The sequence below is a fragment of the Pseudomonas sp. MTM4 genome (genome assembly GCF_019355055.1).
Taxonomy (GTDB): Bacteria; Pseudomonadota; Gammaproteobacteria; order Pseudomonadales; family Pseudomonadaceae; genus Stutzerimonas.
Genome location: NZ_CP048411.1, coordinates 3,015,453 through 3,028,414 on the forward strand (window position 1 = coordinate 3,015,453; position 12,962 = coordinate 3,028,414).

Here is a 12,962-nt window from a genome sequence, read left to right on the forward strand (position 1 = left end):
CTTATTGGCGCCCGCGAGCGGGCGCGCCAGTTACAGTTTCTTGGCCTTCTCGATGGCTTCGTCGATGCCGCCAACCATGTAGAACGCCTGCTCCGGCAGATGATCGTAATCACCGTTCAGGATGCCGGCGAAGCCACGGATGGTTTCTTTCAGCGAGACGTACTTGCCAGGCGAACCGGTGAAGACCTCGGCCACGAAGAACGGCTGGGACAGGAAGCGCTGGATCTTACGAGCACGGGATACCAGCTGCTTGTCGGCTTCGGACAGTTCGTCCATGCCCAGGATCGCGATGATGTCCTTCAGTTCCTTGTAGCGCTGCAGCACGTACTGAACGCCGCGAGCGGTGTCGTAGTGCTCCTGGCCGATCACGTTGGCGTCCAGTTGACGCGAGGTGGAATCGAGCGGATCGACCGCCGGGTAGATACCCAGGGAAGCGATGTCACGCGACAGAACCACGGTGGCGTCGAGGTGGGCGAAGGTGGTCGCAGGCGACGGGTCGGTCAAGTCGTCCGCAGGAACGTAAACAGCCTGAACGGAGGTGATCGAACCACTCTTGGTGGAGGTGATGCGCTCCTGCAGAACGCCCATTTCCTCGGCCAGAGTCGGCTGGTAACCCACCGCGGACGGCATACGGCCCAGCAGTGCAGATACTTCGGTACCGGCCAGAGTGTAGCGGTAGATGTTGTCGACGAACAGCAGAACGTCCTTTCCTTCGTCACGGAACTTCTCGGCCATGGTCAGGCCAGTCAGTGCTACGCGCAGACGGTTTCCTGGGGGCTCGTTCATCTGGCCGTAGACCAGCGCAACCTTGTCCAGAACGTTGGAGTCCTTCATCTCGTGATAGAAGTCGTTACCTTCACGAGTACGCTCACCGACACCGGCGAACACGGAATAACCGCTGTGCTCCATGGCGATGTTACGGATCAGCTCCATCATGTTTACGGTCTTGCCAACACCGGCACCGCCGAACAGACCGACTTTACCGCCCTTGGCGAATGGGCAAACCAGGTCGATAACCTTGATGCCGGTTTCCAGCAGCTCGTTACCGCCAGCCTGCTCGGAATAGCTCGGCGCCGCGCGGTGGATACCCCAGCGCTCTTCTTCACCGATGGGACCGGCTTCGTCGATGGGGTTACCCAGTACGTCCATGATCCGGCCCAGGGTGGCAGTACCCACCGGTACGGAGATGGCAGCGCCGGTGTTGCTGACGTCCAGACCACGCTTGAGGCCTTCGGTCGAACCCATGGCGATCGTACGGACAATGCCGTCGCCCAGCTGCTGCTGGACTTCCAGGGTGGTTTCAGCGCCAGTCACTTTCAGCGCGTCATAGATACTCGGTACCACATCGCGCGGGAATTCCACGTCGATAACGGCGCCGATGATTTGAACGATACGTCCGCTACTCATGTTTGGTTCCTCTGAATATTTGAACCGTTCTTAAACCGCGGCAGCGCCGCCGACGATTTCCGAAATTTCCTGCGTGATCGCAGCCTGACGGGCCTTGTTGTAGACCAGTTGCAGATCGCTGATCAAATCACCGGCGTTATCGGTTGCGTTCTTCATGGCGATCATCCGGGCGGCCTGTTCGGCAGCACCATTCTCGACCACGGCCTGGTAGACCTGGGACTCGATATAGCGAACCAGCAACGCATCCAGCAACAGGCGGGCGTCGGGTTCGTACAGGTAATCCCATTTGCCTTTCGGCGCGGTCTGATCGTCACTCGCGGCCAACGGTAGCAGCTGTGCTACGGTCGGCTTTTGCGTCATGGTGTTGATGAACTTGTTCGACACCAGGTAGAGACGGTCCAGACGGCCCTGATCGAAAGCATCCAGCATGACCTTGACGCTGCCGATCAGATCGTTGATCGACGGCTCTTCGCCAAGCCCGCTGACTGCCGCGACCACGTTGCCGCCAAAGCTGCGGAAGAAGCTTGCGCCCTTGTTACCGATCACGCACAGGTCGGCTTCGACTTTAGTGTCGTGCCATTCCTTCATGTTCTTGATCAGTGCCTTGAACAGGTTGGTGTTCAAGCCACCGCACAGGCCACGATCGGAAGACACGACGATATAGCCGACACGCTTGACCGGACGCTCAACCATGAACGGATGACGGTATTCCGGGTTGGTATTGGCCAAATGACCGATTACCTGCTGGATCCGCTCCGCATAGGGACGGCTGGCAGCCATGCGCATCTGTGCCTTGCGCATCTTGCTGACCGCCACCTTTTCCATGGCGCTGGTGATCTTCTGCGTGCTTTTGATGCTCGCAATCTTGCTGCGAATCTCTTTTGCGCCTGCCATTTGACACCTATCGGGTTAGCAAGCGGGAGCCTCGCGGCTCCCGCTGCGGCTTACCAGGATTGGGTGGCCTTGAACGACTCGATACCGGCCTTGATGCCCGCGTCGATTTCGTCGTTGAAGTCGCCCTTCACGTTGATCTTGTCCAGCAGAGCGACGTGCTCATGGTGGAAATAGGCAATCAACGCCTGCTCGAAGGCACCGACCTTGGCTACTTCGATATCCTGCAGATAGCCACGCTCGGCTGCATACAGGGACACCGCCATGTCAGCAATGGACATCGGCGCGTACTGCTTCTGCTTCATCAGCTCGGTGACACGCTGACCATGCTCGAGCTGCTTGCGGGTCGCTTCGTCCAGGTCAGAAGCGAACTGGGCGAATGCGGCCAGCTCACGGTACTGAGCCAGGGCGGTACGGATACCACCGGACAGCTTCTTGATGATCTTGGTCTGAGCGGCGCCACCGACGCGGGATACCGAGATACCGGCGTTGACGGCCGGGCGGATACCTGCGTTGAACATCGACGACTCGAGGAAGATCTGACCGTCGGTGATCGAAATCACGTTGGTTGGAACGAACGCGGATACGTCACCGGCCTGAGTTTCGATGATCGGCAGAGCGGTCAGGGAACCGGTCTTGCCAGTCACGGCGCCGTTTGTGAACTTCTCGACGTACTCTTCGGAAACGCGCGATGCACGCTCCAGCAGACGGCTGTGGAGATAGAACACGTCGCCCGGGTAGGCTTCACGTCCTGGTGGACGACGCAGCAGCAGGGAAATCTGGCGGTAGGCCACAGCCTGCTTGGACAGATCGTCATACACGATCAGCGCGTCTTCACCGCGATCGCGGAAATACTCGCCCATGGTGCAACCGGCATACGGAGCCAGGAACTGCAGTGCAGCCGACTCGGAAGCCGAAGCGGCAACGATAATGGTGTTGGCCAGCGCGCCGTGCTGCTCGAGCTTGCGCACCACGTTGGCGATGGTCGACTGCTTCTGACCAATCGCGACGTAGACGCACTTGATGCCGCTGTTGCGCTGGTTGATGATCGCGTCGATAGCCAGAGCGGTTTTGCCGATCTGACGGTCACCAATGATCAGCTCGCGCTGACCGCGACCAACCGGGATCATCGCATCGACCGACTTGTAACCGGTCTGTACCGGCTGGTCGACCGACTTACGCCAGATCACGCCAGGAGCGACCTTTTCAACCGCGTCAGTTGCCTGCGCGTTGACCGGGCCCTTGCCGTCAACCGGGTTGCCCAGTGCATCGACTACGCGACCCAGCAGCTCCGGACCTACCGGAACTTCCAGTACACGACCGGTGCACTTGGCGCTCATGCCTTCGGTCAGGCTCTGGTAGGCACCCAATACCACGGCGCCGACGGAGTCCTGCTCAAGGTTAAGGGCCATACCGAAGACGCCGCCAGGGAACTCGATCATTTCCCCATACATCACGTCGGCAAGGCCGTAAATGCGCACGATACCGTCAGAAACGCTGACGACGGTGCCTTCGTTACGCGCTTGGGCAGACACGTCGGAACTACCGATGCGCTGCTTTATGATTTCACTAATCTCGGAAGGATTCAGTTGCTGCATGCCACGACCCTCAAATCAGGATTTCAACGATTCGGCCAACTGGCTCAGTTTGCCGCGGACCGAACCATCGACAACCACATCGCCGGCGCGGATGACAACGCCGCCGATCAGCGCAGGGTTCACGACCTGCTGGGGGTTGACGGTACGATCTAGCCGCTTCGACAAGGCGGCAGCCAAGGTTTGGAGTTGCGCAGGGGTCAGCTCGAAAGCTGTCTGCACTTCAACGTCGAGTGTCTTTTCGGCCTCAGCCTTGAGTTCCTCGAACAGCTCCCGGATGGTCGGCAACACGTCCAGGCGATCATTATCGCCAAGCGTGGAGACGAAGTTACGGAAGGCTTCATCGATGTCGCTACCGAGCAGCTGAACCAGCGTCTTGACCTTGTTTTCACTGGTCAGACGAGGATTCTTCAGCAGTTCGGCAACGTCGGGAACTTCAACGGCGACCGCAGCCAGGCTCAACATGCCCGACCACGCCTCGATCCGGCCAGCCGCGCTGGCGAACTCGAACGCAGCCTTTGCGTATGGCCGAGCAAGCGTCTGGGTATTGATCATCGCTTGCCTCGCTTAGAGTTGGGAGGCCAGTTTTTCGACCAGATCGTTGTGAGCCTTGGCGTCCACCTGGGACTCCAGGATCTTCTCCGCACCCATCACGGCCAATACCGCTACCTGATTGCGCAGTTGCTCCTTGGCACGATTCACTTCCTGCTCGATTTCGGCGCGGGCGCCGGCTACCAGTCGCTCACCTTCGGTGCGCGCCTGTTGCTTGGCTTCCTCAACGATGGCATTGGCCTGCTTGTTGGCCTGCTCAAGAATCTGGGCAGCTTGCCCCTTGGTCTCGCGGAGGGTGTTGGAAACCTTTTCCTGAGCCAATTTTAGGTCTTGCTGCGCACGGCCTGCGGCGTCCAGCCCTTCGGCAATTTTCTTCTGGCGTTCCTGCATGGCCTTGGTGATAGGCGGCCATACGAACTTCATGCAGAACCAGACGAAAATAGCGAAAGCGAACGTTTGACCGAACAGCGTCAAGTTAATGTTCACAGCGATATACCTCGTGCTATCTCGTTCGACGCGGTTGTCAATTCCACGGCAACGGGGCTCGCGGAGCGAACCCCATCAGGAACCGGAATGTATTAGCCAGCGACAACGAAGATGAGGTACATCGCGATACCAACACCGATCATCGGTACGGCGTCGAGCAGACCGGCCATCAGGAAGGTCTTGGTTTGCAGCTGAGGAGCCAGCTCGGGTTGACGAGCAGTGGATTCCAGCAGCTTGCCACCCAGCAGGGCGAAGCCGATGCCAGTGCCCAGGGCACCCAGACCGATCATGATGGAGGCGGCGATGTAGACGAGTTCCATGTAAAGCTCCTGAAGCTAAGGGGGTTAAGGTTTTTCGGGTAAAGCAAAAACGTTTCGAACGATTCAGCTGTTATGGCGTGAGCTCGGCATGCCCATGATCTTCATGTGCAGAACTCAGGTACACCACGGTCAGAACCATGAAGATGAACGCCTGCAGCGGGATTACCAGGATGTGGAAAATCGCCCAGGGTACATTCAGGGTCCACTGCACGTAGAACGGCAGCAGCGCAATGAGGATGAACACCACCTCACCGGCATACATGTTGCCGAACAGACGCAGAGCCAGGCTCAGCGGCTTGGTCAGCAGACCGAGGATTTCGAGAAACAGGTTGAACGGAACCAGCGACCAGTGGTTGAACGGGGTGAAGGCCAGCTCCTTGGTGAAACCGCCGACGCCCTTGACCTTGAAGCTGTAGAACAGGATCAGAATGAATACACCCAACGACAGGCCGAAGGTGCCGTTCGGGTCGGCAGTCGGGACGATCTTGAAGTAGGGCAGGCCAAGCAGCGTGGCCAGACCCGGGATGTAATCCACCGGAATCCACTTCAGGCTGTTCATCAGGAACACCCAGACGAAAATGGTCAAAGCCAGTGGCGCAATAAGCGCGTTGCGACCGTGGAAAGTATCCTTCACCACGCCTTCGACGAACTCGACGCACATCTCCACGAAGTTCTGCAGGCGCCCCGGAATGCCAGCGGTTGCGCCCTTGGCGGCCATGCGAAAAATCAGGACAAAGATCAGGCCCATGAACAACGACCACCCGAGCGTATCGAGATGGACGGCCATGAAGCCCATGTCGCGGGCTTCAGTGCCCGTTTGGGCGATGGTCCAGGTAGCCTGGTCGACCACCGAGCCGTCTGCGCGAACGTAACCTTCCGGCAATTTTCCGTAAGTCAGATTCTGTAGGTGATGCTGGATGTATTCCGCCGGGGTACTCGCCATAAACGCCTCAGTGTTCAATGCTTCGGATTATTTTTCATTAGCAGGAGGGCGCTCGCTCCAGCGCCAAGAACCATTAGATAGCCGGCAAACAACGCTACCGGTTCCAGCGGTTTCACTCCCACAAACACCAGCGCGAATAGCGCTGCTGCCAGAATCTGTTTACCCATCTCGCCAGCCCACAATGACTGAACGATGGCCTTTGCCGAACGCGCGCCGAAATAACGAAACGCCTTGAACGCAAAATATGTATTGCCCAATAGAGCTATCAAACCGCCCAGCAGGCCTGAATAGCCCGCGACCATACCAAAAAAAACACCACAAAAAATGCCGGTGACCGACGCAACGAGCGCCTGTACCACCAGCACACGTACTACAGGCATCCGATGGAGAGGTGTTCTGTTACGTATATTCACCTACAACCCACCGCCAAATACCTACGCCATCTGAAATGACAGCAGTCAAAAAAGCGCCGCGAGTATAGGAGCAGCCCCAACGGCGTTCAACCTTCCGGTAGTTATTTCCGATCGGCACTACATATATTTTGTATCAACGAATGTGCGCCAGCACACCTTGCAACTCATCCAGCGAATTGTAGCGGATCACCAGCTGTCCCTTGCCTTTTTCGCCATGCTTGATTTGCACCGGAGAACCTAAGCGCTCGGCTAGTCGCTGTTCTAGGCGAACAATGTCAGGATCGCTCTTCGGCTCGGCTTTCGTGCCCTTGCTGCCATTGAGCCATTGCCGGACTAGCGCCTCGGTCTGGCGTACCGTCAGCCCGCGTGCGACAACATGACGCGCGCCGTCGACCTGCTGTTCAACGGGTAACCCCAGCAGTGCCCGCGCATGCCCCATTTCTAGATCGCCATGAGACAGAAGCGTCTTGATTTCTTCAGGCAAGGAGATCAGACGCAACAGGTTACTGATGGTCACCCGAGACTTGCCCACCGCGTCAGCGACCTGCTGCTGGGTCAGCTGGAATTCCTGCTGCAGTCGTTGCAGAGCCACAGCTTCTTCGATCGGATTGAGGTCTTCGCGCTGGATGTTTTCGATCAGAGCCATGGCAATGGCCGCTTCGTCCGAGACTTCGCGCACCAATGCCGGAATTTTCTCGAGCCCCGCCTGTTGGCTGGCACGCCAGCGCCGCTCGCCTGCAATGATCTCGTAGCGGCCCGAACCGATCGAGCGAACGACGATCGGCTGCATCAAGCCTTGGCTACGTATCGAATTCGCCAATTCATCGAGGGTCACCGGGTCAATATCACGACGCGGCTGATACTTGCCCCGTTGAATGACGTCGAGAGGCAACTGTTGCATCTCGCGCTCGTCGACTTGAGCGGTCTGTTGCTGCGCCGTTGTCACATTGGCGCCGCCGAGCAGGGCATCCAGTCCGCGTCCTAGGCCTCGTTTTTTGGTCGCCATGAAAATTCCTTATGCGGTTACGCTGCGGGCGGCTCGACGCTGACGACGCGACAATTCGCCCGCCAGTGCCAGATAGGCCAAGGCACCCTTGGATTGCTTGTCATAGACCAAAGCCGGCATGCCATGACTGGGCGCTTCGGCCAGTCTCACATTGCGCGGGATGACGGTGTCGTAGAGCTTCTCTCCGAAATGCGCCTTGAGCTGTTCGGTGACATCGTTGGTCAGGCTGCTGCGCGGATCGTACATGGTGCGCAACAGGCCCTCGATTTTCAGCGAAGGATTCAACGCCTGACCGATGCGCTGAATGGAATTGACCAGGTCGGTCAGACCTTCGAGGGCGTAATATTCGCACTGCATCGGAATGATCACGCCGTCCGCCGCTGTCAGGGCGTTGATGGTCAGCATCGACAAGGAAGGCGGACAATCGATGAGGATGTAATCGTAGTTCTCGCGTACCGGCGCAAGCGCCTCGCGCAGGCGGTTTTCCTTGGCCGGCAGGTTGAGCAAGGCGACTTCCGCGGCCGTCAGATCACGGTTGGCCGGCAATAACTGATACCCACCGTGCTCGGAAAACTGCATCGCATCGATCAAGTTGCATTCGCCGATGAGAACGTCATAGATCGAATAGTCCAGACTCAACTTATCCACACCACTTCCAGTGGTAGCGTTGCCCTGTGGATCAAGATCGATAAGCAAGACGCGACGGCGTGTCGCAACCAGCGAAGCGGCGAGATTGATGCAGGTGGTAGTCTTGGCGACACCGCCCTTCTGGTTGGCGATGGCAAATACTTTAGCCATGGTCAGTGTCTGTCCGAGTCATGAAATGCGGCGCAGTATCAACAGATGGCGTTGCCCTTGGCAACCGGGAACCTTGAGAACCAAGCAGCGCTCCAGGTGAAAATCATCAGGCATCGCCTGTAGCTCATCATCCGGCTGGACGCCTTTCATGGCTAGCCAACGTGTGTCGATATTACCCAGGTGGCGCGTCCAGTCGGCAAAGTCACGCAGCGAGCTGAAAGCCCGGGACGTGATACCGGCAAAAGGCTGCTCCGGCCTGAACTGTTCGACGCGGCTGTGGACAACATCCAGATTTGCGAGTTTCAGCTCAAGCTTGACCTGCGTCAGAAAGCGGGTCTTTTTGCCGTTCGAATCGAGCAGTGTGAAGCTGCGCTCGGGAAACAGAATGGCCAGCGGTATGCCAGGCATACCGCCGCCGCTACCCACATCGAGCCAGCGCGAGCCGCCCTGCTCTACATGCGGGGCGACGCTGAGGCTATCGAGCAGATGCCGCGAAACCATTTCCGCCGGATCGCGCACGGCGGTCAGGTTGTAGGCCTTGTTCCACTTGTTCAGCAGCCGCAAATAGCCGAGCAGCTGCTCTTGCTGGGTTTCGTTCAGATCGGCGCCCAGCGAGGCCGCACCCTGCTTGAGTTCTTCGGCGTAGCGGGCGTATTCGGCGTCCATCAAGCACTTTGCTCCAGCTTCTGACCGGCGTTGCGTTTTTTCAAATGGATCATCAGGAGCGATACGGCGGCCGGCGTGACGCCGGGTATCCGCGAAGCCTGGCCTAGCGTCTCGGGGCGCGCCTGGGAAAGCTTATGCTGGATCTCCTTCGACAAGCCGCTGATGGTCGCGTAATCCAAGTCCGCCGGTAGCACCACGCTTTCGCTGGCACGCAGGCGGGATATTTCCTCCTGCTGGCGATCGATGTACCCAGCGTACTTGGTCTTGATTTCGACCTGCTCGGCGACTTGTGAATCCTCGACGCCGGCCCCGGTGAGCTCAATCAGGCTGCGGTAGTCAATTTCCGGACGCGCAAGCAGATTGAGCAGGCTGTACTCGTGGGTCAGCGGTGTGCCGAAACGCTCGGCGATGGCATCGCCCTGCGGAGTGGCAGGACGCACCCAGGTGCTTTTCAGACGCTGCTCTTCCTGAACGATACTTTCGCGCTTGCGCTCAAACGCCGCCCAGCGAACATCATCCACCAGTCCTAAATCCCGGCCTTTTTCCGTCAATCTGAGGTCGGCGTTGTCCTCGCGCAGTATCAACCGATACTCGGCGCGAGATGTGAACATGCGATACGGCTCCTGGGTTCCCAGGGTGATCAGATCGTCGACCAGGACGCCCAGGTAGGCTTCGTCGCGACGCGGACACCAGCTGTCTTTGCCTTGCGCGCGCAAAGCCGCATTGGTACCGGCCAACAAACCTTGTGCGCCGGCTTCTTCGTAACCCGTGGTGCCATTGATCTGACCGGCAAAGAAAAGGCCGCCGATGACCTTGGTTTCCAGGCTGTACTTCAGATCGCGGGGATCGAAGTAATCGTATTCAATGGCATAGCCAGGTCGAACGATGTGCGCCTGCTCCATCCCGCGAATGCTCTGCACGATCTGCAACTGAACATCGAATGGCAGCGAAGTGGAGATACCGTTGGGGTAGAGCTCATGGGTAGTCAGGCCTTCGGGCTCGATGAAAACCTGGTGGCTGTCCTTGTCGGCGAAGCGATGAATCTTGTCCTCGATTGACGGACAGTAGCGCGGCCCGACGCCCTCAATGACTCCGGAGTACATCGGCGAGCGGTCGAGATTGGCCGCGATGATTTCATGAGTTTTGGCGTTGGTGTGAGTAATCCAGCAACTGACCTGCTCGGGATGCTGCGCCGCATGCCCGAGGAATGACATCGGCGGAATGGGGCTATCGCCCGGCTGTTCGGTCATCACCGAGAAATCGACGCTGCGGCCGTCGATACGAGGCGGCGTTCCGGTTTTCAGACGACCAACGCGAAGCGGCAATTCGCGCAGACGTGCAGCCAGAGCGATGGATGGCGGATCGCCAGCGCGCCCACCGGAGTAATTCTGCAAACCAATGTGGATAAGTCCGCCAAGAAAGGTCCCGGTCGTCAAAACAACCGACTCGGCGAAGAAACGCAGGCCCATTTGCGTAATCACACCTTTGACTTGATCCGCCTCGACGATCAAATCGTCAACAGCCTGCTGAAATATCCACAGGTTCGCCTGATTCTCTAGCGTCTCCCGCACCGCAGCCTTGTAGAGCACACGGTCGGCCTGCGCACGCGTAGCGCGGACCGCCGGACCCTTGCGGCTGTTGAGCACGCGGAACTGTATCCCGCTCTTGTCGGTGGCGGTCGCCATGGCGCCGCCTAACGCGTCGATTTCCTTGACCAGATGACTTTTGCCGATGCCGCCAATGGCCGGATTGCAGCTCATCTGCCCTAGCGTCTCGACGTTATGAGTGAGCAGCAATGTCTTCACGCCGATTCGAGCGGCTGCCAAAGCAGCTTCGGTACCGGCATGGCCACCGCCGATAACGATGACGTCAAAACGGGAAGGGAAATCCACCACGCACCTCGTGCCTGTTCAGATGAGTTCTGGGAAACGCACAAGTATAGGGGCTGGGGGTTTTCGAAAGAAGTCCTTTGAACAAAAAATGACCAACTGCAGCTTCAGGCATGACGATGTCAAACAGACGCATCATTAGAAAAATAGAGAAAAGTATTTAAAGCTTATTTTTATGTTTATAAATAGGAGCGAAATTTCTGTGGATAGATTAATGGAAGCCCCGTAATTAACGGATTCTAGCGTTTTAAAAGGTTGTGTTGATGCTGGGCTCTACCCGTGCGCTAGCAGTTCATAGGCTGTGTATGAAATGACAAGTTATGCACAGGGCTATTTGCATGCTTGTTCTTCAACTGGTTATGGACCGATCTTAGGCGTAGTTTTCCACAGAGCTTAGCTGTAGGGTTTGGCAAGTTTGGCGCGGCTTTGGGGAGCCAATGGAATCGGTGGGTAGGGTTGAAGAGCATTGGCGATTATTAATGATGGGGTTCCCGCAGGCAGCCAGAGCCAAGGGCGGCGGCGTTCAAGCGCACGAATTGGCGAAGCCTAAGACCCGTCGAGCGAGGCTTAGGGCTACTTACCAATACAGAAGCTGGAAAATATGCGGCCCAGCAGATCGTCCGAGCTGAAGGCTCCAGTGATCTCGCCAAGCGCCTGCTGGGCTTGCCGCAGGTCTTCGGCCAGCAGCTCCCCCGCTCCAGCGAGCGTGAGCTGGGCATGGCCATGCTTCAGATGCTCCGCAGCCTGTCGCAGCGAATCCAGGTGTCTGCGACGGGCACTGAAACCACTCTCGGCGGTCTGGTCATAGCCCATGCAGTCCTTTAGATGATCACGCAGCATTTCAAGGCCGTCACCTGATCTCGCCGAGAGGCTCAGGGTGGTGTAGCCGTCAGGATCGATCGCAAGCGTGGCGCCTTCGCCGGTCAGGTCAGCCTTGTTGCGGATGAGGGTGGTTTTGGTGCGGTCCGGCCTGATGGTGAGAACCTCAGGCCAACCTGACTCGCCAGCGTCGCCGGATGCTGCGCTGGCATCCATCACCAGGAGTATCCGGTCGGCGTCTTCGATGGCCTTGATGGCGCGTTCCACTCCGATGCGCTCCACTTGATCATCGGTATCTCGCAAGCCGGCGGTATCGATGATGTGCAACGGCATACCGTCGATATGAATGTGCTCGCGAAGCACGTCGCGCGTGGTGCCTGCGATATCGGTGACGATCGCCGCTTCCCGACCGGCCAGTGCATTGAGCAGGCTGGACTTTCCAGCATTGGGACGACCGGCGATCACGACGTTCATACCCTCACGCAGCAGCGCGCCCTGACCGGCTTCACGGATGACCTGGCTCAGCTCCTCTCTGACACCTTGTAGCAAGGCCAGCACCCGGCCGTCGGCCAGGAAATCGATTTCCTCTTCCGGGAAATCGATCGCCGCCTCCACGTATATCCGCAGCTGGATGAGTGTTTCCGTCAGCTGATGCACCCGCCGGGAAAACTCGCCCTGCAACGAGCGCACAGCGTTGCGGGCGGCCTGGGCGGAGCTTGCTTCGATCAGATCGGCGATCGCCTCGGCTTGCGCCAGGTCTAGCTTGTCGTTGAGGAAAGCCCGCTCGCTGAACTCGCCGGGGCGAGCCAGGCGCGCACCCAACTCCACGCAGCGGCGCAATAGCATGTCCATCACCACCGGGCCACCATGCCCCTGCAGTTCCAGTACGTCTTCGCCGGTAAAGGAATTAGGACCTGGAAAAAACAGCATCAGACCTTCATCGATGACCTCTCCATCGTCGGCATGGAACGGACCGTAATGCGCATAGCGGGCAGTCGGTTCCCGGCCACTGAGGGTGATGGCCACCGCTTTCGCCCGTGGCCCGGAAACACGCACGACCCCGATTCCCCCTCTTCCCGGTGCGGTGGCGACTGCGGCAATGGTTTCACGTTCGTGATTCATGCGTCTCTCCAGCGGATCCAAAGCAAAACGCCCCAATCAAGGGGCGTTCTGTTGG

Annotated in this window: 13 protein-coding genes; all 13 read right to left on the reverse strand. The window is 58.2% G+C overall.

The annotated features are described in order from the left end of the window. Positions 1-30: 30 nt before the first annotated feature. The 13 genes from atpD to mnmE all read right to left on the reverse strand — a co-directional run bounded on the left by atpD (position 31) and on the right by mnmE (position 12,907). Positions 31-1,407 (reverse strand): F0F1 ATP synthase subunit beta, encoded by a 1,377-nt coding sequence (gene atpD, locus GYM54_RS13920; protein WP_131649135.1) that lies wholly within the window; start codon positions 1,405-1,407, stop codon positions 31-33. A 30-nt stretch (positions 1,408-1,437) separates the two neighbouring features. Next, positions 1,438-2,301 (reverse strand): F0F1 ATP synthase subunit gamma, encoded by an 864-nt coding sequence (gene atpG / locus GYM54_RS13925; RefSeq protein WP_131649136.1) that lies wholly within the window; start codon positions 2,299-2,301, stop codon positions 1,438-1,440. 50 nt (positions 2,302-2,351) lie between these two features. Then, a complete protein-coding gene (atpA, locus tag GYM54_RS13930; RefSeq protein WP_102826748.1) occupies positions 2,352-3,896 on the reverse strand; it encodes a F0F1 ATP synthase subunit alpha in 1,545 nt (514 codons plus the stop codon). 15 nt (positions 3,897-3,911) lie between these two features. Next, positions 3,912-4,448 (reverse strand): F0F1 ATP synthase subunit delta, encoded by a 537-nt coding sequence (locus tag GYM54_RS13935; protein ID WP_197446129.1) that lies wholly within the window; start codon positions 4,446-4,448, stop codon positions 3,912-3,914. Positions 4,449-4,460: 12 nt separating this feature from the next. Beyond that, positions 4,461-4,931 (reverse strand): F0F1 ATP synthase subunit B, encoded by a 471-nt coding sequence (locus tag GYM54_RS13940; protein ID WP_131649139.1) that lies wholly within the window; start codon positions 4,929-4,931, stop codon positions 4,461-4,463. Between the two features lie 92 nt (positions 4,932-5,023). Then, complete coding sequence (gene atpE, locus GYM54_RS13945) at positions 5,024-5,251, reverse strand: F0F1 ATP synthase subunit C (RefSeq protein WP_003290909.1); 228 nt, start codon at positions 5,249-5,251, stop codon at positions 5,024-5,026. Between the two features lie 70 nt (positions 5,252-5,321). Next, on the reverse strand, positions 5,322-6,194 hold the full coding sequence (gene atpB / locus GYM54_RS13950; RefSeq protein WP_131649140.1) for a F0F1 ATP synthase subunit A: 873 nt from the start codon (positions 6,192-6,194) through the stop codon (positions 5,322-5,324). Between the two features lie 14 nt (positions 6,195-6,208). Next, the gene (locus GYM54_RS13955) at positions 6,209-6,607 is read right to left on the reverse strand and encodes a F0F1 ATP synthase subunit I (protein WP_231752265.1); all 399 of its coding nucleotides are present in this window, start codon (positions 6,605-6,607) and stop codon (positions 6,209-6,211) included. Between the two features lie 133 nt (positions 6,608-6,740). Further along, positions 6,741-7,613, reverse strand: coding sequence for a ParB/RepB/Spo0J family partition protein (locus GYM54_RS13960; RefSeq protein WP_197446128.1), 873 nt, complete (start codon positions 7,611-7,613; stop codon positions 6,741-6,743). Between the two features lie 9 nt (positions 7,614-7,622). After that, on the reverse strand, positions 7,623-8,411 hold the full coding sequence (locus GYM54_RS13965) for a ParA family protein (RefSeq protein ID WP_181105459.1): 789 nt from the start codon (positions 8,409-8,411) through the stop codon (positions 7,623-7,625). Positions 8,412-8,429: 18 nt separating this feature from the next. Beyond that, the gene (rsmG, locus tag GYM54_RS13970) at positions 8,430-9,077 is read right to left on the reverse strand and encodes a 16S rRNA (guanine(527)-N(7))-methyltransferase RsmG (RefSeq protein ID WP_197446127.1); all 648 of its coding nucleotides are present in this window, start codon (positions 9,075-9,077) and stop codon (positions 8,430-8,432) included. Further along, a complete protein-coding gene (gene mnmG, locus GYM54_RS13975; RefSeq protein WP_197446126.1) occupies positions 9,077-10,969 on the reverse strand; it encodes a tRNA uridine-5-carboxymethylaminomethyl(34) synthesis enzyme MnmG in 1,893 nt (630 codons plus the stop codon). Before mnmG ends, rsmG begins: the two co-directional genes overlap by 1 nt. 570 nt (positions 10,970-11,539) lie before the next feature. After that, entirely contained in the window at positions 11,540-12,907 is a 1,368-nt protein-coding gene (mnmE, locus tag GYM54_RS13980) for a tRNA uridine-5-carboxymethylaminomethyl(34) synthesis GTPase MnmE (RefSeq protein WP_181105461.1), read from the reverse strand. Between the last annotated feature and the right edge of the window lie 55 nt (positions 12,908-12,962).